This window comes from Umezawaea sp. (assembly GCF_036375055.1).
Classification (GTDB): domain Bacteria; phylum Actinomycetota; class Actinomycetes; order Mycobacteriales; family Pseudonocardiaceae; genus Umezawaea.
Genome location: NZ_DASUSQ010000182.1, coordinates 32,820 through 55,299 on the forward strand (window position 1 = coordinate 32,820; position 22,480 = coordinate 55,299).

General features: G+C 71.3%; 15 protein-coding genes. 8 read left to right on the forward strand and 7 right to left on the reverse strand.

Annotated features, from left to right (window positions below):
- Window positions 1-214: 214 nt before the first annotated feature.
- From VFZ92_RS42280 to VFZ92_RS42290, 3 genes are read left to right on the forward strand one after another with little or no spacing between them, the layout of a single operon-like run.
- Window positions 215-1,615, forward strand: coding sequence for an RNB domain-containing ribonuclease (locus VFZ92_RS42280; RefSeq protein WP_330883865.1), 1,401 nt, complete (start codon window positions 215-217; stop codon window positions 1,613-1,615).
- Between the two features lie 10 nt (window positions 1,616-1,625).
- Window positions 1,626-2,294 carry an NADPH-dependent F420 reductase gene (gene npdG, locus VFZ92_RS42285; protein ID WP_330883837.1) on the forward strand — a complete coding sequence of 223 codons (669 nt, stop codon included), beginning with the start codon at window positions 1,626-1,628 and terminating at the stop codon, window positions 2,292-2,294.
- Window positions 2,294-3,031 carry a helical backbone metal receptor gene (locus tag VFZ92_RS42290; protein WP_330883839.1) on the forward strand — a complete coding sequence of 246 codons (738 nt, stop codon included), beginning with the start codon at window positions 2,294-2,296 and terminating at the stop codon, window positions 3,029-3,031. The genes npdG and VFZ92_RS42290 overlap by 1 nt, the downstream gene beginning before the upstream one ends.
- A 10-nt stretch (window positions 3,032-3,041) precedes the next feature.
- On the opposite strand, the gene panB is transcribed toward VFZ92_RS42290, so the two are convergent.
- Entirely contained in the window at window positions 3,042-3,902 is an 861-nt protein-coding gene (gene panB, locus VFZ92_RS42295) for a 3-methyl-2-oxobutanoate hydroxymethyltransferase (protein WP_330883841.1), read from the reverse strand.
- A gap of 139 nt (window positions 3,903-4,041) precedes the next feature.
- On the opposite strand from panB, the gene VFZ92_RS42300 reads away from it, so the two are divergent.
- Window positions 4,042-4,413, forward strand: coding sequence for a VOC family protein (locus tag VFZ92_RS42300; protein ID WP_330883843.1), 372 nt, complete (start codon window positions 4,042-4,044; stop codon window positions 4,411-4,413).
- Here VFZ92_RS42300 and VFZ92_RS42305 read toward each other — a convergent pair.
- Window positions 4,391-5,230, reverse strand: a complete 840-nt coding sequence (locus VFZ92_RS42305; protein WP_330883845.1) for an alpha/beta hydrolase — start codon at window positions 5,228-5,230, stop codon at window positions 4,391-4,393. The genes VFZ92_RS42300 and VFZ92_RS42305 overlap by 23 nt on opposite strands.
- Window positions 5,231-5,265: 35 nt before the next feature.
- On the opposite strand from VFZ92_RS42305, the gene lysX reads away from it, so the two are divergent.
- Window positions 5,266-8,577, forward strand: a complete 3,312-nt coding sequence (gene lysX / locus VFZ92_RS42310) for a bifunctional lysylphosphatidylglycerol synthetase/lysine--tRNA ligase LysX (RefSeq protein ID WP_330883847.1) — start codon at window positions 5,266-5,268, stop codon at window positions 8,575-8,577.
- A 34-nt stretch (window positions 8,578-8,611) separates the two neighbouring features.
- Here lysX and VFZ92_RS42315 read toward each other — a convergent pair whose 3' ends face one another.
- Window positions 8,612-10,300, reverse strand: a complete 1,689-nt coding sequence (locus tag VFZ92_RS42315) for a hypothetical protein (protein WP_330883849.1) — start codon at window positions 10,298-10,300, stop codon at window positions 8,612-8,614.
- Between the two features lie 178 nt (window positions 10,301-10,478).
- Window positions 10,479-12,194: an NAD+ synthase gene (locus VFZ92_RS42320; protein WP_330883851.1), complete on the reverse strand. Its 1,716-nt coding sequence runs from the start codon at window positions 12,192-12,194 to the stop codon at window positions 10,479-10,481.
- A gap of 72 nt (window positions 12,195-12,266) precedes the next feature.
- On the opposite strand from VFZ92_RS42320, the gene VFZ92_RS42325 reads away from it, so the two are divergent.
- Window positions 12,267-13,838 carry an alpha/beta hydrolase gene (locus tag VFZ92_RS42325; protein ID WP_330883853.1) on the forward strand — a complete coding sequence of 524 codons (1,572 nt, stop codon included), beginning with the start codon at window positions 12,267-12,269 and terminating at the stop codon, window positions 13,836-13,838.
- Between the two features lie 108 nt (window positions 13,839-13,946).
- On the opposite strand, the gene VFZ92_RS42330 is transcribed toward VFZ92_RS42325, so the two are convergent.
- Genes VFZ92_RS42330 through VFZ92_RS42340 form a run of 3 tightly spaced genes read right to left on the reverse strand, consistent with a single transcriptional unit; the run spans window position 13,947 to window position 16,828 of the window.
- Complete coding sequence (locus VFZ92_RS42330; RefSeq protein WP_330883855.1) at window positions 13,947-14,666, reverse strand: DUF3800 domain-containing protein; 720 nt, start codon at window positions 14,664-14,666, stop codon at window positions 13,947-13,949.
- 9 nt (window positions 14,667-14,675) lie between these two features.
- The gene (locus tag VFZ92_RS42335) at window positions 14,676-16,175 is read right to left on the reverse strand and encodes an MFS transporter (RefSeq protein WP_330883857.1); all 1,500 of its coding nucleotides are present in this window, start codon (window positions 16,173-16,175) and stop codon (window positions 14,676-14,678) included.
- On the reverse strand, window positions 16,172-16,828 hold the full coding sequence (locus tag VFZ92_RS42340) for an LppX_LprAFG lipoprotein (RefSeq protein ID WP_330883859.1): 657 nt from the start codon (window positions 16,826-16,828) through the stop codon (window positions 16,172-16,174). Before VFZ92_RS42340 ends, VFZ92_RS42335 begins: the two co-directional genes overlap by 4 nt.
- 57 nt (window positions 16,829-16,885) lie before the next feature.
- Here VFZ92_RS42340 and VFZ92_RS42345 point away from each other — a divergent pair, with 57 nt between their 5' ends.
- Together VFZ92_RS42345 and VFZ92_RS42350 are read left to right on the forward strand one after the other, a co-directional pair.
- Window positions 16,886-18,229, forward strand: coding sequence for a glutamine synthetase family protein (locus VFZ92_RS42345; protein ID WP_330883862.1), 1,344 nt, complete (start codon window positions 16,886-16,888; stop codon window positions 18,227-18,229).
- A gap of 68 nt (window positions 18,230-18,297) precedes the next feature.
- Window positions 18,298-21,924 (forward strand): FkbM family methyltransferase, encoded by a 3,627-nt coding sequence (locus tag VFZ92_RS42350; protein WP_330883863.1) that lies wholly within the window; start codon window positions 18,298-18,300, stop codon window positions 21,922-21,924.
- Window positions 21,925-22,480 lie beyond the last annotated feature (556 nt).

Sequence of the window (22,480 nt, forward strand, 5' to 3'; positions counted from 1 at the left end):
ATGAGAATGCCTGGTACTACTGCCTGACCCACAAGACCGTTGAGCGTGGGGTCGGGTGCAGGGGTGGGGACCGCATGGGGCCCTACGCCGATGAGGCGACCGCTTCTCGTGCTCTGGAGATCGCTCGTGAGCGGACCCGGTCGGCTGATGAGGCGTCGCGCAAATGGGACGGCGACTGACGCCGCGCGGCTAGGGTGGGTTCGTGGCCTCCTTGGTGATCAGGACCGGTCGCGCCGAGTTGGACTTCAGCGGGATCCGGACCGAGTTCGGGTTGCCGCAGGAGTTTCCCGCTGGGGCGTTGGCCGAGGCGGAGCGTGCGGTGTTGAGCGCGCCCGGTGAGCGGGAGGACGCGACCGCGCTCCCGTTCGTGACCATCGACCCTCCTGGTGCGAAGGACCTCGACCAGGCGCTGCTGATCGAGCGGTTGCCCGGTGGGAAGTTCCGGGTGCACTACGCCATCGCCGATGTCGGCGGGTTCGTCGTGCCGGGCGGGGCGTTGGACGCCGAGGTGCGCAAGCGCGGGCAGACGCTGTACCTGCCCGACGGCAACGTGCCGCTGCACCCGACCGTGTTGTCCGAGGGGGCGGCCAGTCTGCTGCCCACCCAGACGCGGCCTGCCGTGCTGTGGACGTTCGACTGCGGTTCGGACGGTGAGCCCGAGTCGGTGCGGGTGCGGCGGGCGCTGGTGCGGTCCACCGCGCAGTTCGACTACGAGAGCGTGCAGGCGACGATCGACGCGGGGACGGTGCACCCGTCGATCGAGGCGCTGCCGGACTTCGGTCGGCTGCGGCGGGAGCGGGCGCTCGACCGGGGCGCGGTGGAGTTGCAGCTGCCCGAGCAGGAGATCGAGCCCAACGGCGACGGTGACTGGAAGCTCGTGCTGCGGCCCCGCGTGGAGGTGGACGCGTGGAACGCGGAGATCTCGCTGCTGACCGGCATGGCCGCCGCCAAGATCATGCTGGACGCCCGCGTGGGTGTCATCCGGACGCTTCCCGACGCCGATGAGGGCGCGGTCGAGGCGATCAAGAGGTCGGCTCAGGCGTTGAACGTGCCGTGGGCCGACGGGGTGAGTCCCGCGAAGCTGCTGGCCGGGCTCGACCCGGCGCGGCCGGAGTCGTTGGCGTTGTTCGTGGACGCGACCCGGCTGCTGCGCGGTGCGGGGTACACGGCGTTCAACGGGACGGTGCCGGAGATCGCCACGCACGCGGGCATCGCGGCCTCCTACGCGCACGTCACCGCTCCTCTTCGGCGGTTGGTGGACCGGTTCGCCACGGAGGTCTGCCTGGCCGTGACCGAGGGTCGTGAGGTGCCCGAGTGGCTCCAGCAGGCGCTGCCCGAGCTGCCCGGTCTGATGGGTGGGTCCGACGCGGTGGCGAGCAAGGTCGACCGGGCCTGCCTGGACCAGGTCGAGGCGTGGGTGATGGAGGACCGGGTCGGGCAGGAGTTCGACGCCGTGGTGCTGCGGTCCGAGGGCAACGGTGCCGACGTGTTCGTCCCCGAGCCGCCCGTGATGGGGCGCTGCTCCGGCGAGGACATCCCCGAGGGCGAGCGGATCCGGGTGCGGCTCGTGCAGGCTGACGCGGCTCGCCGGAAGGTCGCGTTCGAAGTCGTGTGAAGATGACCCGGTGACTGCGATTCGTGAGCTGACCGTGGGTGTACTGGGTGGTACTGGCGCGCAGGGCAAGGGGCTCGCGCTGCGCTGGGCCAAGGCCGGGCTGAAGGTCGTGATCGGCTCCCGTGCGGCTGAGCGCGCGGAGAAGTCGGCCGAGGAGCTGCGGGAACTGGCAGGCGTCGACCACGTGACCGGTGCGGACAACCAGGGCTGCGCGGAGCAGTCGGACATCGTGCTGGTGGCCGTGCCGTGGGACGGGCACGGCGAGCTGGTGGCGTCGCTGCGGGAAGCGCTGGTCGGGAAGATCGTCGTGGACTGCGTGAACCCGCTCGGCTTCGACAAGCAGGGGCCGTTCGCGCTGGCCGTGGAGGAGGGCAGCGCGGCGCAGCAGACGGCGGCGCTGCTGCCCGAGTCGCGCGTGACGGCGGCGTTCCACCACGTGTCCGCGGTGTCGTTGGCGGACCTGACGATCGAGTCGGTCGACATGGACGTGCTGGTGCTCGGCGACGACCGCGAGGCCACGGACGTCGTGCGCGAGCTGGCCGAGACGGTGCCCGGCTTCCGGGGCGTCTTCGGCGGGCGGCTGCGCAACGCGCACCAGGTCGAGGCGTTCACCGCGAACCTGATCGCGATCAACCGCCGCTACAAGGCCCACGCGGGTCTGAAGATCACCGACATCTGATGCTGCCCGTCGACGACCTCGGCGAGCCGGTCCCGATCCCGGACCGGCCCCGCCGGGTCGTCAGCCTGGTGCCGTCGCTGACGGAGTCGGTGCCCGCGTCGTCGCTGGTCGGCGTGACGGACTACTGCCCGGTCGACACCGCCCGCGTCGGCGGGTCGAAGTACCCGGACGTCGACCGCGTGCTCGCGCTGCGGCCTGACCTGGTCCTCGCGAACGTCGAGGAGAACCGGGCCGAGGACGTGGAGCGGTTGCGGGCCAACGGGGTCGCGGTGTGGGTGACGGCCGCGCCCGCGACCGTGCCGCAGGCCCTCGCGTCGCTGCGGAGGCTGCTGGCGACGGCGTGGGACGTCGAGCCGGACTGGCTCGTGCGGGCCGAGGAGGTCTGGCGGCACGCGGAACCGGTGTGGGCGAGGGCGGTCGTCCCGGTGTGGCGTCGGCCGTGGGTCGTGCTCGGCCGCGACACGTTCGCCGGTGACGTGCTGCGGCGCCTGGGGGTGGAGAACGTCTACGGCGACCACGCCGAGCGCTACCCGAGGCCGTCGCTGGACGAGATCCGGGCCACGGGCGCCGACCTGGTCGTGCTGCCCGACGAGCCGTACGCGTTCAGCGCCACCGACGGTCCGGAGGCGTTCCCCGGCACGAGGTGCGTGCTCGTGTCGGGGCGCCACCTGACGTGGTACGGGCCGTCGCTGGTCGAGGCCCGCGAGGTGCTGGAACTCCGTCGAGGACGTCCTTGACGGCGTTCGATCAGTGGAAGGTGTGCTCGGGGCCGGGGAACTCGTGGCCCCTGACCTCGGCGGCGAACGCCTGCGCCGCGGTGCTCATCAGGCCCGCCATGTCGGCGTAGCGCTTCACGAACTTGGGGGCCCTGCCGCGGCGCAGCCCCATCATGTCCTGCCACACCAGCACCTGGGCGTCGGTGTCCGGACCGGCGCCGATGCCGACGGTGGGGACCCGCAGGTCGTGGGTGATCTGCTTCGCGACCTCGGAGGTCACCATCTCCAGCACGACCGCGAACGCGCCCGCTTCCTCCAGGGCCTTCGCGTCGGCGACGACGGAGTCGAAGGACTCGCGGCGGCCCTGCACGCGGTAGCCGCCGAGCTGGTGCTCGCTCTGCGGGGTGAACCCGATGTGCCCCATGACCGGGATGCCCGCCCGCACGATCGCCTGGACGTGCGGCGCGAAGTGCCTGCCGCCCTCCAGCTTGACCGCGTGGGCCTGGCCCTCCTTCATGAACCGGACGGCGGTGGCGACGGCCTGCTCGACCGACACCTGGTAGCTGCCGAACGGCAGGTCTGCGACCACGAGGGCCTTCTTCACCGACCTGGTGACGCTGCGGACCAGCGGGATCAGCTCGTCGACGGTCACCGGCAGCGAGGTCTCGTGGCCGTAGACGTTGTTCGACGCGGAGTCGCCGACCAGCAGGACGGGGATGCCCGCCTCGTCGAACAGCTCGGCGGTGTACATGTCGTAGGCCGTGAGCATGGGCCACGGCTCGCCCCGTTCCTTCATCTCGCGAAGGTGGGGGATGCGCACCCGCTTGGCGGGTGCGGCCGACTGCGCGGGGCCGTTTCCGTACGGCGCCGCTACTTCAGCCGCAGAGGTCATGGTGGACCGTCCTTCCCTCGACGCCCGCTCCGTTGCGGGTCCCCGGGTGTGTTTGCACGGTTACGCGGTCCAGCGTGACACCGGCGGGGCCCTCGCGGCAGAGTGTGCGAGTAGCCTCACACCACTTCGAGGGGGTGGCATGGCCTGTCGAATCACCGAACTCGTGCTCGACTGCGTCGATCCGGACAAGCTCGCCGACTTCTGGTGCGGCGTGCTCGGCTACCAGGTCCTGGACCGCGACCAGGACGGGATCGAGATCGGTCGCGCGGACCAGGCGCCCGAGGACCGGATCACGCTCGTGCTCAGCCGCGGCGCCGACCGCAGGCGGCAGAAGCTGCCGCTGCACCTGGACGTGAACGCCACCGACCGCGACCAGGCCGCCGAGTTGGAACGGCTGCTGGCGCTGGGCGCTAAGCAGGTCGACATCGGCCAGTCCGGGGTGAGCTGGCACGTGCTCGCCGACCCGGAGGGCAACGAGTTCTGCCTGCTCAAACGGCGTGTGGCCCCCTGAGGACGTCCCGGACGGCCATCGCGACCGCGTCCGGCCGGTCGACCGGGATCATGTGCCTGCTGCCGGGCACCAGCACGTTGCGGCCCCACGGCACGAGCCCCGCGAGCGCGGAGTGCTCCGGCCACAGCCTGCGTCCGGCGGTGAGCACCTGGAACGGCACCTCCGGCAGCGGGTGGTCGACCCGCAGGCGCTCCAGGTCCGCGACCTGGTCGGGGTAGGCGGCGAGTTCCGCGAGCACGGCCTTCGCCACGTGCGGTCGCCGGTAGACGGCCCTGACCAGCGCTTCCGGGGCCGGGTCGCGCTTGGCGAGCGTCGAGCCCTCGATGGCCCAGCGCCGCAGCAGGTGGCCGTGCCTGCGCACGAACGCCGCGCCCGCGCCGTGCGGCACGAGCGCCAGCAGCCAGTGCGCGACCAGCGCGGACAGGTCGAACGGCCGCCCGGCGCCCGGCGACTCCGGGTCGGGGTCGAGCAGCACGAGACCGGCCACCCGGTCCGGGCGCAGCCGGGCGAACGCCTCCACGTGCATCGTGGCCATCGAGTGGCCCACGAGCACGGCGGTCGGCGCGTCGCCGAGCACGGCCTCCAGCACCGCGACCTCGCGGGCCAGCGTCGGGTCGGTCGAGGTGGGCGCGCTGTCGCCCGTTCCGGGCCGATCGAACACGATCACCCGCGCGCTCCCGGCCAGCAGGGCTACCGTTGCACTCCAGTCGAACCAGGCCCCGCCGAGCCCTGAGCTGAGCACGACGACCGGGTCGTCCGCTTTCCCGGCCGAGGTGACGTGCACCCCTCCGGCCTCGGTGATGATCGTGGTCCGCACCCGTTCAGGGTCACCTACGAACCTGTGGAGAAGTTGTGCCCGTGCCGAAGTGGAAGTGGCGCATCGCCGGAACGGTCGCCACCGTCGTCCAACTCGCCGCATTGGGCTCCCTCGTCCTGCTGGTCATCCCCGAGGACAGCGCGGTCGCCGGGGTCGTCCGGCTGGCCGGGTACTGGCTCGGCCTGCCGGTCGACGCGAACCTGTTCATCGTCCTGGTGTTCGTCGTGCTCGGCGCGGCCCTGCGACGGCGCAAGCGGGCCGCGCTGTGGACGCTCCTGGTGTTCGAGGGCCTGGGTCTGCTGCTGGTGTCGGTCGTGCTGGGACTGTTCGTCCTGGACCCCGACTCCATGGCCGAGGAGGGCGTGACCTGGTCCGAGCTGTGGGTGTTCTTCGGCGGCGGGTTCGCCGCCTCGCTGGTGATCATCGGCTTCCTGTGGGTCGCGCGACCCGCGTTCCCGGCGCGGCTGGCGCCGGGGGCGTGGTTGCAGGCGATCGGTCGGTTCCTCGGCGGTTTGGTCCTGTTCTGCCTGGTCGGGTTCGGTCTCACGGAGATCTTCCCCGGCAGCCTCGTCGACGTGGGGGAGAAGTTCGTCTGGGCCGCCAACCAGGTGACCGGCGAGGTGCTGCCGCTGCGGCGGCTCGACGTGGGCGAGGGCCCGCAGTGGCTCAGCGTCGTGCTCGGGCTCTCCGGCACGCTGGTCGCGATCTACGCCATGTACGTGTTCTTCCGCGGCGAGCGGTCCAGCCGGTGGCTGAACGACACCGAGGAGCTGGGCGTGCGCAGGCTGCTCGCGGCGCACGGCGAGCCGGACTCGCTGGGCTACTTCGCGACCCGCCGCGACAAGAGCGTCGTGTTCGCCGAGAACGGGCGCGCGGCCCTGACCTACCGGGTGCTCGGCGGCACGACCCTCGCCAGCGGCGACCCCGTCGGCGACGAGGAGGCGTGGCCGCTGGCCGTGCGGGCGTGGCTCGCGGAGGCGCGGGAGTTCGGCTGGAGCCCCGGTGTGCTCGGGGCCAGCGAGCGCGGCGCGCGGGTGTACACCGCGGCCGGGCTCAAGGCGCTGGAGATCGGCGACGAGGCCGTGCTGGACGTCCGCGAGTTCACGCTGGCCGGTCCGGAGCGGAGGGCCGTCCGGCAGGCGGTGAGCCGGATCTCCCGCGCGGGCTACACGACCAGGGTGCGGCGGCACTCGGAGATCCCGGCGTTCGAGATGGGTTCGATCCTGGCGCTGGCCGAGCGGTGGCGCGGCGCGGAGACCGAGCGCGGGTTCTCGATGGCGCTGGGGCGGCTGGGTGATCCCGCCGACGGCCGGTGCGTGATGGTCGAGGCCTACGACGCCGCCGGGGCGCTGCGGGGCCTGCTGTCGTTCGTGCCGTGGGGCCGTCGCGGTGTCTCGCTCGACCTCATGCGGCGGGACCGGATGGCCGAGAACGGGCTCAACGAGTACATGGTGGCCGAGCTGGTCGAGGCCAGCGGACGGCTCGGCGTGCAGCGGATCTCGTTGAACTTCGCGATGTTCCGCGCGGTGTTCGAGGAGGGCGAGAAGATCGGCGCGGGGCCGGTGCTGCGGGCGTGGCGGAAGGTGCTCGGCATCGCCTCCCGGTTCGCCCAGCTCGAATCGCTCTACCGGTCGAACGCGAAGTACGGTCCGGAGTGGATGCCCCGGTACCTGTGCTACTCCAGGACCCGGAACCTGCCGAGGGTGAGCATCGCGGCCGGGATCGCCGAGGGCTTCGTGCCCAGCCTGCGGTCGCTGCTCAAGCGCGGCTCGGACCGCGTGCTGGAGGACGACCTGAACGGTCCGGACGCGGTGCGGTTCGCGACGTGCGTCGCCGAGATCGAGGCGGAGGCGGCGCAGGTCGTGCTCAAGCCCGCCCGCAGGCCCGAACAGGTGCGGGTGCGGATCGCGAAGGTCGAGGCGATGCGGGCGCGGGGCGTGGACCCGTACCCGGTCGGCTTCGCCCGCGACGGGCAGCTCGTCGGCGTGCGCGAGCGGTTCGGCGCGCTGGCCCCCGACCGGCACACCGGCGAGCTGGTCACGGTGACCGGGCGGGTGGTCGCGGTCCGCGAGGTCGGCGGCCTGTGCTTCGCGCGGCTGCGGGACTTCAGCGGCGAACTCCAGGTGATGCTCGCGCGGGACCGGCTGGGCGAGCAGGGCCTGCGGTCGTGGAAGTCCGCGGTGGACCTCGGCGACCACGTCGGCGTGCACGGCGAGGTGGTCACGTCCCGGCGCGGCGAGCTGTCCGTGCTGGTGGACGAGTGGACGATCACCGCGAAGTGCCTGCACCCGTTGCCGGACAAGCGGAAGGGCCTCGCCGACCCGGAGGCCAGGGTCCGGCGGCGGTACCTGGACCTGATGGTGAACCAGGACTCCGCGCGGCTGCTGCGGGTGCGCAGCGACGTCGTGCGGGGGATCAGGGAGTTCCTGCACGAGCGGTCCTACCTGGAGGTCGAGACGCCGATGCTCCAGAGCGTCCACGGCGGCGCCAACGCCAGGCCGTTCGTGACGCACATCAACGCCTACGACATGCGGATGTACCTGAGGATCGCGCCCGAGCTGTACCTGAAGCGGCTGTGCGTCGCGGGCGTGGACCGGGTGTTCGAGCTGAACCGGAACTTCCGCAACGAGGGCGCCGACGCCACGCACAACCCGGAGTTCACGATGCTGGAGGCGTACCAGGCGTACGCCGACTACACGACGATGCTGCACCTGGTCCGGGAACTGGTGCAGCACTGCGCCCTCGCCGCGCACGGCAAGCAGATCGCCGTCCGCCCGGACGGGTCGGAGTTCGACATCTCCGGGGAGTGGCCGATCGTGCCCGTGCACACCGCCGTGTCCCGCGCGCTGGGGGAGGAGATCACCCCCGGCACCCCCGCCGAGCACCTGCGGTCGCTGCTGGAGGAGCGCGGTGTCGCCGTGCCGGAGGAGGCCGACCACGGGACGCTCCTCCAGGAGGCCTACGACGAGCTGGTCGAGGCCACCACGGTGGAACCGACCTTCTACACCGACTTCCCGACGTCGGTGTCTCCGCTGACCCGGCAGCACCGGGACGACCCGCGGCTCGCGGAGCGGTGGGACCTGGTCGCGTTCGGGGCCGAGATCGGCACCGCGTACTCGGAGCTGACCGATCCGCTGGAGCAGCGGCGGCGGCTGGAGGCGCAGTCGCTCAAGGCGGCCAGCGGCGACGTCGAGGCCATGGAGCTGGACGAGGACTTCCTCCGCGCGCTGGAGCACGGGATGCCGCCCACCGGCGGGCTCGGCATGGGCGTGGACCGGGTGCTGATGATGCTGACCGGCACCACGATCCGGCAGAGCGTCCTGTTCCCCTTCGTGCGACCCCAGTAGCCGGGCCCGGTCGTGCCGGGCCCGGCTCCCGGACTCAGGGCCTCGGTGCGACGGCGTGCGGCACGCCGATCACGTCCCGCATCGGCTTCAGCACGGTCTGCTCGGCGTCCACCTGCATCATCACCGGCCGCGACGGCGCGGCGGGCACGGGCTCCGCGACCACGGACGGGGCGTCGAGCACGGGGAACTCCACGTTGACGGCGATCTCGTCGCCGCCGATCTCGCGGGTGATCCACGACCCGGTCTCCACCAGCACCTGCAACGTCTTGGTCTGCAACCCGTTGATGCGGCTCAGGTACCAGTCGTCGCCGGGCATGTGCCCCATCCGGCTGCCGAGGCGGCTCTTGATGGTCCGCATCCGCGACCACAGCTCGTTGGTCAGCACCTGCCGGTCGGTGGTCGACACCAGGCCGTCGCGGATGCGGTCCTCGATGCCGCGCGGCATCCCGTCGTCCTGCGGCATGACCATCGTCGTCCACGCGCGGGCCTTCTCGCGGTACTGGAGCTGCTGCATCAGGCCCTCGTGCGCGGAGAAGTCCGACGAGCGCAGCTGCTTGCCCTGCCAGCGCGACCGCAGCGTGCCCGCGAGCGACAGCGCGCTCTTGACCCCGGTGTTGAGGCCGCGGCCGGGCCAGAAGTGCAGCGAGTTCGCGGCGTCGCCGATCAGGAAGCCGAACGTCTTCGAGTTGAGCTGCGCGGTGAAGCGCGAGTTCTGCGTCATGCTCAGCCGGAACATGGTGATGCCGAGGATGTCCTGCGGGGCCGCGCCGAAGAACCGGGCGCCGTCCAGGATGCGCGGCCACAGGAACGACAGCCGGTCGATCGACGGCTTGAAGATGGCCCGGTGCCGGTCGCACACGAACCGGTCGCCGCGCGGCAGCATCATGCAGCGGTAGCGGCTGATGCAGTCGACCGGCGAGTTCTCCCCGATCGCGACGATCTCCGACGCCTCCTCGGCGGTCAGCCGCATGTTGATGAACCCGCCGCCGAGCGAGTTGAACAGGAACCGGTTCTGGCTCACCGTCAGCGGAACCGTGAACTCGTCGGGGAAGTTGCCCTTCACCCGGATCCCGAGCACGGTCTCCACGAGCTGCTCGCCGCCGACGGAGTAGAAGTTCCGGTCCGACGTGCCGAAGTGGTCCTTGAGCTTCTCGCGCGTCGGCGAGTTGGCGCCGTCGGAGATCACCAGGATCCGCGTGTCGCCCCAGTCGGCGGGCGGCGTGTACGGCTCCGGCACCAGCTCGATGCCGTAGACGTCCTGCGCCATGTCCAGCAGGCAGTCCTCGATCCAGCGGATCTTGAGGTTGCGCGGACGGCCGCGCTCGCCGGGGGAGTCGGGGCCGAGCGGCCACATCTCCGCGTACCGGCCCTCCACGAACAGCTTCTTCTGCACCGCCTCGGGCAGCGTGGACCACACGTTGCTCTGCAACGTGACCACCTGCTCGCGCCGGTGGTTGCCCTCCGCCAGCCCGAGCCACAGCACCCGGTTGCCCTGCCTGCGCCACCGCCGGTCGAACACCCGCACCACGACCTGGTCGCCCATCATCGCCCGCAGCGTGCAGGCGAACGACAGCCCGACCGGCCCACCGCCCGCGACGTCGACCCGCAGCGGCTCCTGCCCGCTCGGCCTCGGGGCCAGCTTCTTGAACAGACCGGTCGCCCAGTCACCGGCCGGGGTGCCGATCTGGCCGGGGCCGTCGGCGGGCGGCGTGTGCCGGATCATCTTCGTCGCAACTTCGGGGACAGTGCCACCAGTGCCGGTCATGACGGGGTAGACCTCTTCGCGGTGCTCGTCGGGGATACCCCTGCAACACGCACGGAGGGGCGAGTCGGTTCAACCGAATTCGGATTTCCTGAAACCCCTGCTCAGCGGCGAGGGTGACGGGGTTCCACGGGCTCGGTCAGCCCTCGCGCCACCCGCTGGTGATCGGCAGCCTGCGGTCCCGGCCGAAGGCCTTCTCGCTGATCTTCGTGCCCGGCGGGTACTGGCGCCGCTTGTACTCGGCCCTGTCCACCATCCGCAGCACGCGGTCGATCAGGTCGTGGTCGAAGCCCGCCGCCAGCAGGTCGTGGTAGCCCTTGTCGCCGTCCACGTACTCGTCCAGCACGGAGTCGAGCAGCTCGTAGTCCGGCAGGGAGTCGCTGTCCACCTGGCCCGGCCGCAGCTCGGCCGACGGCGGCTTGGTGATGGAGTTCTCCGGGATGGGCGGCTGCTCGCCCAGCTTCTCCGCCTCGTCGTTGCGCCACCGGGCGAGGTCCCAGACGAGGGTCTTCAGCACGTCCTTGATGGGGGCGAAGCCGCCCACCGCGTCGCCGTAGATCGTCGAGTAGCCGACGGCCAGCTCGGTCTTGTTGCCGGTCGCCAGCACGAGGTGGCCGTGCTGGTTGGACAGCCCCATGAGCGTCACGCCGCGGCAGCGGGCCTGGACGTTCTCCTCGGCCAGGCCGGTCAGGCCGAGCTGGTCGACGAAGGCCTCCACCATGCCCGCGATCGGCTGCTCGGTGTAGTTCAGGCCGGTGCGCCGCGCCATGTCGGCCGCGTCGGACTTCGAGTGCTCCGAGGAGTACACCGACGGCATCGACACGGCGTGCACGGCCTGCGCGCCCAGCGCGTCCACGGCCAGCGCGGCGACCACGGCGGAGTCGATGCCACCGGAGAGGCCGAACACCACCGAGGTGAAGCCGTTCTTCCTCACGTAGTCCCGCAGGCCCGTGACCAGGGCGTACCAGACCTCGGCCTCGTTCGACAGCGGCTCGGCGACCTTCGGCACGGGCAGCGGCTCGTAGCTCGGGAGCGGGTCGTCGGACAGCGTCGTGCGGGTCACGGTGAACCCGATGACGTCACCGTCCGCGCGCGCCGCCCCACCGGGCAGGTCCAGGTCCAGGACGGTCAGGTGCTCCACGAACTGCGGGGTGCGGGTGATCAGGGTGCCGTCCGCGGCCACCACCATCGTGTCGCCGTCGAACACCAGCTCGTCCTGCCCGCCGACCAGGTTCACGTAGGCGAGCGGCGCGCCCGCCTCGGCGGCCCGCCGGGCCACCAGCGGCAGCCGCAGGTCGTCCTTGTTCCGCTCGTACGGCGAGGCGTTCGGGGACACCACGAGGTCCACGCCCGCCCGGCCGAGCGCCGCGATCGGGCCGCCGTCCTGCCAGAGGTCCTCGCAGATCACCAGCCCGACCTCCAGGCCGTGCAGGCGCACGATCTCCAGGCTGTCGCCGGGGGTGAAGTAGCGGCGTTCGTCGAAGACGCCGTAGTTCGGGAGGTGGTGCTTGTGCTGCGTCGCGACGACCCGGCCGCCGTGCAGCACCGCCGCCGCGTTGCGCTTGCCGTGCTCGTCGCGGTCGAGGTAGCCGACGAACGCGGCGACCCCGCCCAGTCCGGCGTCGGCGAGCCTGCCCGCGAGGGCCTCCAGCGCCTGCTTGGACGCGAGGGCGAACGACTCGCGCAGCGCGAGGTCCTCGACCGGGTACCCGGTCAGCACCATCTCGGGGAAGACCACGAGGTGGGCTCCGGACTCGGCGGCCTTGCGGGTCCACTCGACGACGAGGTCGGCGTTCCCCGCGAGGTCGCCGACAGTGGCGTTGACCTGGGCTAGGGCGAGGCGCAGCTGCGGCATGCACACATCTTCTCCCACGGCGCCCGGCCTTGGTGCGCGTTGTGGCCGACGTGTCACACCTACGATCGAGTGGTGCGACGCCAACTGCTGCTGTTCCTCGCCCTTCCGGTCCTGGCCGCCTGCTCGACGGTCGTGCCCGGCAGAGCGACGCCCGGAACCGAGATCGAACAGCGGGGTCCGGCCGGTGTCGTGCCCGCCGGTCTGGAGAGGTTCTACGGGCAGGCCCTCGGCTGGGAGGACTGCACGCCCTACGCCACGACCGGTTCCACCAAGTCGGCGTTCAGCAACAAGTCGAACATCGAGTGCACCCGCGTCGAGGTGCCCCTCGACTACGCGAAGCCGACCGACCGCACCATCAAGATCGGCCTCCTCCGCCAGCGCGCCACCTCGCCCGAGCAGCGCGTCGGCTCGCTGCTGATCAACCCCGGCGGCCCCGGCGGCTCCGGCATGGCCGCCGCCGCGTCGATGGCGAAGGACGTCGGCAAGACCGACCTCGGCTCCCGCTTCGACCTCGTCGGCTTCGACCCGCGCGGCGTCGGCGCCAGCGAACCGAGCGTCCGCTGCCTGACCGACCCCGAGCGCGACGCCGAACGCCTGGACCTCGACGTCGACACGTCCCCGGCGGGCGTCGCCCAGACCGAGGCGGAGAACAAGGCGTACGCGGACAAGTGCGCCGAGCGCAACGGCCCGGAGTTCCTGGAGCACGTCGGCACCCGCGACGTCGTCCGCGACCTGGACGTGCTGCGCTCCGCGCTCGGCGACGCGAAGCTCTCGTTCATCGGCTACTCCTACGGCACCCGCATCGGCTCCGAGTACGCCGAGGCGTTCCCCGCGAACGTCCGCGCCCTCGTCCTGGACGGCGCCGTCGACCCGACCCAGAGCGAGGCCGACTCCCTGGTCGCGCAGGGCGCCGGGTTCCAGAAGGCGTTCACCGCGTTCAGCACGTGGTGCGCCGCCCGCGAGGACTGCGCGCTCGGCACCGACCCCGCGCAGGCCAACAAGGCGTTCCGCGACCTCACCCTGCCGCTCATCCAGAAGCCGGTCGACGTCGAGGGCCGCGAGCTGTCCTACACGGACGCCATCACCGGCGCGATCCAGGCGATGTACTCCGAGCAGCTGTGGAGCGCCCTCAACGCGGGCCTCGCGGAGCTGAGGAACAACCGCGCCAACACCCTCATGCTGCTGGCCGACACCTACTACGACCGCGACGAGCAGGGCAGGTACAGCTCCATCACCGACGCCTTCACCGCCATCAAGTGCGTCGACGACCCGCGCCAGACGGACAGGGCCGTCCTCGCCGACATCGCCCGCAGGTACAAGGAAGCCGCCCCGTTCCTCGACGACGGCAACCCCCCGGCCGCCGCCCTCGACCCGTGCGCCTACTGGCCGGTCCCGCCGACGGCCACCCCGCACGTCCCGAAGGCCGACGGCGTCCCGCCGGTGCTCGTGGTCTCCACCACCGGCGACCCCGCGACCCCGTACGAGGCAGGCGTGAACCTCGCGAAGGCGCTCGCGGGCGGCCTGATCACGTTCCAGGGCAACCAGCACACCGTCTACCTCCAGGGCAACGAGTGCGTGGACACGGCGGGCAACGACTACCTGATCAACCTGACGCTGCCGGAGTCGGGGAAGACGTGCTCATGACCACCCGATCGTGGCGCTCCAGGAGCTGCTGCTAGCTGGTATTGTGTGTCTTGCAGCAGGAAACTGCCGTACCGCCTTAGGCCCCGCGCAAGCGGGGCCTTCGTGCATCTAGGGGTTCCAGTAGTACACGTGCTCGATCCGCTTCTCGATCCGGCTCCACAGTGCATCGTTCACGAGCACCGCCCGGCCGTCGGAACTCGCGACGGTGCTGTGGATGCGGTGGTGCATGAAGACGATCAGGTCGACCGCCTGCACCAGGCGGCTCGCCGATGACGGGGCGAAGTGCAGGGTGTCGAGGATCCTGGTGATCACCCGTCCCCGATAGCCCCACGTGCCCTGCCGCCGGTACCTCGTCAGGTCCGCCCGGTACTGGTCCTCGTGGTCGTGCTGGCCCGGTTCGTCCGAGATCACCAGCGCGAGTTCGTCCGAGCGCTCGGCGTACTCGTCGATGCGCTCCAGGAGGTGGGTCAGCACGACGGAGTGCGGATCCGCCGCGATCCCTCGGTAGCGGTCGCAGAGCTTCCTGGTGTCCACGCCTCGGACGAGGATGCGGACGTCGTGCTCCGCGATCACGTCGAACGCTCGACCGTAGAGCTCGATCCGCGCTCTCAGCAGCAGCGCCAGCGGCAGCCAGTCGCCTTTCCCGTGGACGATGTCGTACCCGTGGAGTTCGGCTTCCGCGGACACCCCGTCAAAGTCCGCGGCGGTTTTTCGCACGACGTCGTCCAACGCGCGCGTCAAGGACAACGCCTCGGTGTCGGGGCACAGCAGGGCGGCGATGAAGTAGCTCTGCTCCGAGTACGACTCGTCCACATAGGTCAGTAGCACTGCGTAACGCTACCGAACTGACGGTGACCGATCTCGACTGGGCATCAGCAGTGACAGCCCTGCCCCCACCACGCACAGCACGGCCGTGATCAGGAAGATCTCGTGGTACTCCGTCAGCAGCGCGTCCGTCAGCCCCCGCTGGTACTCCGCCAGCAGCCGCTCGTACTCCTCCGGCGGCACCCCGAACGGCAGCGGCGTGTCCAGCGACGCCGTCAGCTCCCGGAACCGGTGCAGCCCCCACGCGGTCAGCGCGGCCACCCCGATCAGCATCCCGGTCATCCGCGCCACCACCACGGCCGCCGACGCGACCCCGTGCTGCGACGCGGGCACGACGCGCAGCACCGCCGCCGACACCGGCGCGATCACCACGCCCAACCCCAGCCCGGCCACGGCGAGGTCGCGCGTCAGCACCCCACCGGACACGTCCGCGGGCCACTGCGCGATCAGCACGTACCCGACGGCCGCCACCAGCAGCCCGCCGAACGACACCCACCGGTCCCCGAGCCGCCCGGCGAGCCACCCGCCGAGCACCGCCCCCACCGGCAGCGCCACCAGGAACCGGACCAGCAGCGTCGCGGCCGACGCCGAGTCGCGCCCGAGCAGCGTCTGCGCGAACAGCTCCACGTCCACCAGCGTCACCATCAGCGCCGCCCCGGCGAACAGCGAGACCCCGAGGCACGCCAGGAACGGCCCCATCCGCACCCCGGCCGGGTCCAGCAGCCGCACCGGCGACCGGCGCTCCCACAGCACGAACCCCACCAGCACCACCAGGGCCGCCCCGATCACCGGCAGCCCCCACGGCGGCAGCACCGCGTGCTCCGGATCGGGGTTGTACAGACCCACGACGAGCAGCCCGAGACCGAGGGCCAGCAGACCCCCGCCCACCAGGTCGATCCGCACCGCGGTGCGCCGACCAGCGGGAACGGTCCGCTGCACGACCGCCATCGCCGCCAGCGCCAGCGGCAGGTTCACCCAGAACACCCACCGCCAGCTCTGCGGCTCCACGGACTCGAAGAACGACCACGCGTTGAACAGCGACGCCACCCCGACGCCGTACAGCGTGCCGAGCACGGACCCCAGCTCCTGCGCCGCGCCCACCACGCCCAGCGCGGACGACCGGCGGGAGGAGTCCCACAGGTCGGCCACCAGCGCCATCGTCACGGGCAGCAGCGCGCCACCGGCGAGCCCCTGCACGACCCGCCCGGCGACCAGCAGCGGCAGGTCGTCGGCCAGCGCCGTTACCACGGACCCCAGGGCGAACCCGACCAGGCACGCGTGCAGCACGACCCGCCGCCCGAACCGGTCCGACAGCTGCCCGAGCAGCGGCATCCCCGCCACGTACCCGAGCAGGTAGCCGGTCACCACGGGCGTGGCCTGCTCCAGGTGGTTCACCGGGATGCCCAGGTCGCGCACCATGTCGATCAGGACGCCGACCACGACGTACGCGTCGAGCGCGCCCAGCAGAACGGCGGCGGCACCCGCGCCGATCGCCAGCCTCCGACCGCTCACGCCGGCGGCGAGACTTCGACGAGCTTGTCCAGCTCGGACAGCGCGATCTCGACCGACCCGCCGTCCAGTTCGAACCGCGCGACCTGGAGCCGCAGGCTCGCCTTGTCCATCGTGAACCGCGACTTCACGTCCGAGGTGATGCCCGGCACGAGCGCCGCGGCGACGTCCTTCGGCACGGTCCCGGCGACGACGTTCGTCTTGTCGTCGACGCTCTCGGTCTTCACGTCCTTGGCGCTGCGCAGCACCTCGGCGACGCCGCGCTTCGGGTCGAGGATCGCGGTGGGGTCGTACACCTGGCTCTTCAGCACGCCCGGCAGCTTCTGGAACCCGCCGGTCGGGCCCTTGACGTACAGGTCGCCGCCGGAGAGCACGAACTCGACCTCCAGCAGCTGACCGAACTGGTCGGTCTTCGCCCTGCCCTTCGCGTCGCCCGCGGCGTTCAGGTCGCCCTCTGCCCCCTGGACGCCCAGCTGGGGCAGCGAACCGTCCACCTTGATGACGAAGTGGGTGCTCTTGACCTCGGCCATGGTGGCGGCCGACCTCGTCAGCACCTCCTTGCCGTCCGGGAGCGGCTCACCGGAGCCTGACGAGCACGCGGCGAGCAGCGTGACGAGTGCGAGCAGGGGCGCCACCAGGGCACGACGTGCGGACATGGGTGGATCGTAGTGCCCCGCAACGCGCCCCCGACCGGCTTTACATAGGCTGCGCACATGGACCGCCAGCAGGAGTTCGTGCTCCGCACCCTCGAGGAACGCGACATCCGGTTCGTCCGGCTCTGGTTCACCGACGTTCTCGGCTTCCTCAAGTCCGTCGCCGTCGCCCCCGCGGAGCTCGAAGGGGCCTTCAGCGAAGGCATCGGCTTCGACGGCTCCGCGATCGAGGGCTTCGCCCGCGTCTTCGAGTCCGACATGGTCGCGAAGCCCGATCCGAGCACGTTCCAGGTGCTGCCGTGGCAGACGCCGGAGGGCACGAACTACTCCGCGCGGATGTTCTGCGACATCACGATGCCGGACGGCTCGCCGTCGTGGGCCGACCCGCGGCACGTGCTGCGCCGGACCCTGTCGAAGGCCAGCGAGATGGGCTTCACCTGCTACGTCCACCCGGAGATCGAGTTCTTCCTGCTGAAGAGCCTCCCGGCCGACGGCAGCGTGCCCGAGCCCGCGGACAACGGCGGGTTCTTCGACCAGACCAGCCACGAGACCGCGACGCACTTCCGCCGCCACGCCATCGAGGCGCTGGAGGCCATGGGCATCTCGGTCGAGTTCAGCCACCACGAGGGCGCGCCCGGCCAGCAGGAGATCGACCTCCGCTACGCCGACGCGCTGACCATGGCGGACAACGTGATGACGTTCCGCTACCTGGTGAAGGAGGTCGCGATCACCCAGGGGGTGCGCGCCTCGTTCATGCCCAAGCCGTTCTCCGACCAGCCCGGCTCGGGGATGCACACCCACGTCAGCCTGTTCGAGGGCGACCGCAACGCGTTCTACGACGCCGAGGACCCCTACCAGCTGTCGGACACCGGCAAGGCGTTCGTCGCGGGCCTGCTCAAGCACGCCCGCGAGATCTCCGGCGTGACGAACCAGTGGGTGAACTCCTACAAGCGGCTCATCGTCGGCGGCGAGGCCCCCACGGCGGTCTGCTGGGGCCACGCGAACCGCTCCGCGCTCGTGCGCGTGCCGATGTACTCGCCCGGCAAGTCGGCGTCCCGCCGCGTCGAGATCCGCTCGCTCGACTCGGCCTGCAACCCGTACCTGGCCTACTCGGTGATCCTGGCGGCGGGCCTCAAGGGCATCCAGGAGGGCTACGAGCTGCCGCCGCCCGCCGAGGACGACGTGTGGTCGCTCACCGACCGCGAGCGCCGCGCCGCCGGGTACGCGAACCTGCCGCAGAACCTGGGCGAGGCGCTGACCGAGATGGAGAACTCGGAACTGCTGCCCGAGGCCCTCGGGGAGCACGTCTACGACTTCTTCCTGCGCAACAAGCGCACGGAGTGGGACGCCTACCGGCGCAGCGTCACCCCCTACGAGCTCCGCTCCCTGCTGCCGGTCTTGTGAGCGAAAAACCCGTGTGGGTGGTCCACAGCGCCCGTCCGGAAAAGCTAGGTTTGCACACCGTGACAGAAGTGCCGTCCACAGGTGTCCTGATCGAGCCGGAGCCGGAGACCGTCCTCATCGCGTGCACGGTGGCCACGGCCGCCGAAGTGCCCGCGGTGAAGGTGCTGTCCAGCTCCTTCCTGGCCAAGCACCCGGACGCGAAGTTCCTCGCGCTCGTGGTGGACGCCCCGCCGTCCAGCAGGGGACCGGGGCTGATCACGCCCGCCGACCTCGGCGTCGAACCCGACGAGCTGGCCGAGCTGGCGACGGCGTGCACGGCCGACCAGCTCTGCGCGGTGCTGCGGCCCCGGCTGCTGGAGACGCTGCTCGCGTCGAACCTGCCGGTGCTCTACCTCGACCCGTGGATCCAGGTGCTGGACTCGGTCACCGAACCGGTGCTGGCCGCGGTCAAGCGCGGCCCGCTCGTGCTCGTGCCGCGCGCGCTGCGACCCCTGCCGGACGACGGCCTGCGCCCTGAGCCCGCCGAACTGCTGGAGACGGGCGTCTTCGACCCCGGCTTCCTCGTGGTCGCGCCCGGCGCGGAGCCGTTCCTGCACAACCTCGCCGCCCAGCTGCGTCGCACCCCGGACGCGACCAAGGCCGTGCTCGACACCGCTCCCGCGCTGGTCAACCACCACGTCCTGCGCGACTCCACCATCGGCCTGTCCGTCTGGAACGCGGGCCACCGCGAACTCGCCCGCGGCGAGGACGGCGTGATGACCATCCTCGGCACCCCGCTGCGGACGGTCCACTTCGCCGGGTTCGACCCCCGGCGCCCGTGGCTGCTGTCCGCCGACTTCGCCGACCGGCCGCGCACCCTGCTGTCCGAGCACCCGCTGCTCGCCGACCTGTGCACGACCTACCGCGCGGAACTGGTGACCCGCGGCTACACGGTCCAGCCCGTCCCGTACGGCTTCGGCGCCCTCGTCGACGGCACGCCCCTGCCCGACGAGCTGCGGGTCGACTACCGCGAGGCCACCCGCCGCAAGGCCCCACCGCCCGCGTTCGGCGCCGACGGCGGCGCGGCGTTCCTGGCCTGGGCCTGCGAGCCCGTCCCCGACCTGCGCGGCAGCACCCGCTGGTCCGCCGCGCTGTGGCGGGCTGACGAAACGCTGCGCAAGCAGTTCCCCGAACCGTTCGGCGAGGACGCCGCGGAGTTCCGCGAGTGGTGCGCCGGGGTCGGCGTCGCGAGCGGTCGCCTGCCGGTGCCCGCCGTGCCCGGCCCGGCCGTGCTCGCCCCCGCCCTGCTCGACCAGCTTGGCGTGTCCGTGCTCGGCGAGGGCCCGGTCGCGGCCCTCGTCCTGGACGTGGCCCGCGCCTCCGGCCTCCCGACGTCCACCACCGCCGGCTACCCGGTGGTCGTGCGGGTGGGCGGCGAGGAGACCGTGCCCGCCGACCGGTTCGTCGTGGACTACGGCATCGACGCGGGCGCCCACGAGGAACGGCACACCGCGAGGGAGCTGTGGGTGCCGTCCGAGGCCACCCGCGCCGCCGCCGAGCGCATCGGCGGTCCCGTCGTCCGCGTGGTGCCCCTGCCCGTGCACGACACCGGCGAACGCGAACTGCCCGAGGCAGGGGACCGCGACGTCGTCTTCGCCGCGCTCGCCGACCACGCCGTCGACCGCGCGGGCAACGTCCTGGGCGCCGTGTCGGCGTTCCTCGGGGCGTTCCCCGACCGCAACGACGTCCGGCTGCTGATCTCCGTCACCGGTGCGGCCGACCACCCCGAGGCCGCCGAGCGCCTGCGCCTGGCCACGGCCGCCGACCCGCGGATCGTGCTGGTCGAGGACGAGCCGGTGCCGGACACCGTCGACTGCCTCGTCTCCCTGCACCGCGGCGGCGCCTGCGACCGCATCGCCCGGCACGTGGCCGAGCTGGCGGTGCGCGGCATCCCCGTGCTGCTCAGCGACCACGGCGCCGCGGCGGAGCTGTTCGACAAGGACTCCGCCGTCTTCGTCCCCTGCCACCAGGGCGGCAGCGAACCGGACGTGCAGGCCGCCGCCAAGCTCATCCGCAGCCTGGCGTCCGACCTCCCGACCGCCGTCGCCATCGGCGCCGCCGGTCGTGAACACCTCCTGCGCACCCGCTCGCTCGCCCGCGTCGGCGACCAGCTCCGCGAACGCGTCGAGCACGCCTACCGCGGCTGGCGCGCACGCCGCACGGCCGCGAACCCGGCCGCGGCGGTCGACCCGCTGCGCGCCCTGCACTCGGCGAAGCACGCGCTGCTGCGGCAGCCCGACACCAGCTCCGCGAGCCGCATCCCGATGGCGCCCGCGCTGCGCAAGGTCGTGCTGCGCGTGCTCGACCACTACGACAACCACATGCGCGAGGTCCTCACGACCCTGGTCGACGGCGTGGAGCGCACCGCGAGCGAACTCGTCCGCCGCCAGGAGGACATCAAGGCGGGCGTCGGGTTCGGCGAGCTGGAGGTGGTGCGCGCCGAGGTCGAGCAGGTCTCCGAGCGCCAGGCGCACCTCAACGACCAGCTCGTGGGCACCGACGACAGCGTCGTGCGGACGCGGGCCGACATGGCGGCCCAGACCAGGCGCCTGCGCGAGATCGAGGACGCCGTCGTGGGGGAGGCTGCCAAGCGCGCCAAGCAGAACGAGGCGCTCGGCTCCCGGCTCGACAAGCTGACCCACGCCCTGGACCGGACGCTGGACCGGATCGACGCGCTGGAGTCCAAGGTCGTGGAGGTGCTGCGCGACCGCGACCACCGGCTCGACGCCGGGGTGCGGGCCGCCAGCCAGGCCCAGCTGACCGCCGACGCGCTGCGCCGGGTCGTCGTCCGCGAGCACGAGCGGCACAGCGAGGCCGAACCCGAAGTCCGGAGCTCCCTCGTGCTCACCGACGTGGGCCTGCTGCGGTTGCCGTCCGACGACGCGTTCATGCTGCCGCTGCTGTCCAGCAACGGGGTGTGGGAGCCGGAGCTGTCCGAGCTGATCGACTCCCTGGTCGAGCCGGACGGCATCTTCCTCGACGTCGGCGCGTACGTCGGCTACCAGACGATCCGCATGCTCGGCAGGCTCGGCACCAGCGGTGCCGTGGTCGCGGTCGAGCCGTCGACGGGCGCGATGGAGCTGCTGAAGCACAACGTCGAGGTGAACCTGCCCGACCGGATCGGCGAACGGCTCATCGTCGTCGAGGCCGCGGCCTGGGAGAGCGCGGGCGAACTGCGCGGCCAACCGGCGTTGACCGGTGGGATCTCCGTCGAACCGATGGCCGAGGACGCGTCCGCCGAGGTGACGCGCGTGCGCGCCGCCCGGTTGGACAAGGAGCTGGAGGAGATGCCCGAGCTCCGCGGCATGAGCCTCTCCGTCGTCCGGGTGGACGCGCCTGGTCGTGGTCACCGCGCGCTGGCCGGACTCGTCCGGCTGCTGCGCAAGGACCGCCCGCACGTGTTCCTGGAGTTCTCCGCGTCGGCGACCGAGGGGTTCGGCGACGACCCGGTGACGGTGCTCAAGGAGTTCCGCATGTGGGGGTACGACCTGGTGCCGGTGGCGACCAGGCAGCCCGCGCTCCCGGAGCAGATCGTGTCGGCGATGGAGGGTCTCCGGTCGATCACGTTGTGGCTGCGACCGAGGCCCGTCCAGGCGAAGTCGCCGGGTCCGGAGGTCGCCGTACCGGTGCGGCAGGCCGCTGACCAGGCGATTTGACTTCTGTTCACGCGGTGCGTAACTTTCTCCAAGTCGCACGAGCCACACCGGGTCGAGCGGGGGTTGACTCCGCGTTTCGAACCGAGTAGCGTCTGTGGCCGCCCCCGAACCACAACTTTTGAGTCAGAATCGCTGCGCGCGAATCTGATTTCGAAAGCGGCGGATCGGATAGAACTTCCCAGAACTAAATGAACGCCAGTTTCCTTGCTGGGCCGGTTTCCTCCAAGAGGCCGATTTGACAAGGGAAAAGCGGTTCGGATAGCGTCTGGTGCATAGCAAACTGAATGCGAAGCGAGTTTCTGCTGAGCGAAACGGTCCGAAACGGCCGATTTGACAAGGCGAAAACGGAGTTGCTAAGCTTCAGGCACAAACGAAATACCGAATACCTGCCCCGGATCGGGTCGCGCAAAGCGAAACGAGATGGTGTGCGCGTGTTCTTTGAGAACTCAACAGCGTGCCGAATAGCCAGTAACTTATATGAACCCAGTCAATGGGTTTCCTTTGAGATCAAACTGGACAACTGACAGTAATGTCAGTGATTGTTCGGAGCGATCAA

Bases quoted from the DNA above. Each gene is read 5' to 3' on its own strand.
- VFZ92_RS42290 (WP_330883839.1), top strand. From the start codon at position 2,294: ATGCTGCCCGTCGACGACCTCGGCGAGCCGGTCCCGATCCCGGACCGG.
- VFZ92_RS42320 (WP_330883851.1), bottom strand. From the start codon at position 12,194: ATGCCGCAGCTGCGCCTCGCCCTAGCCCAGGTCAACGCCACTGTCGGC.
- VFZ92_RS42315 (WP_330883849.1), bottom strand. From the start codon at position 10,300: ATGATCCGGCACACGCCGCCCGCCGACGGCCCCGGCCAGATCGGCACC.
- VFZ92_RS42340 (WP_330883859.1), bottom strand. From the start codon at position 16,828: ATGTCCGCACGTCGTGCCCTGGTGGCGCCCCTGCTCGCACTCGTCACG.
- panB (WP_330883841.1), bottom strand. From the start codon at position 3,902: ATGACCTCTGCGGCTGAAGTAGCGGCGCCGTACGGAAACGGCCCCGCG.
- VFZ92_RS42300 (WP_330883843.1), top strand. From the start codon at position 4,042: ATGGCCTGTCGAATCACCGAACTCGTGCTCGACTGCGTCGATCCGGAC.
- VFZ92_RS42345 (WP_330883862.1), top strand. From the start codon at position 16,886: ATGGACCGCCAGCAGGAGTTCGTGCTCCGCACCCTCGAGGAACGCGAC.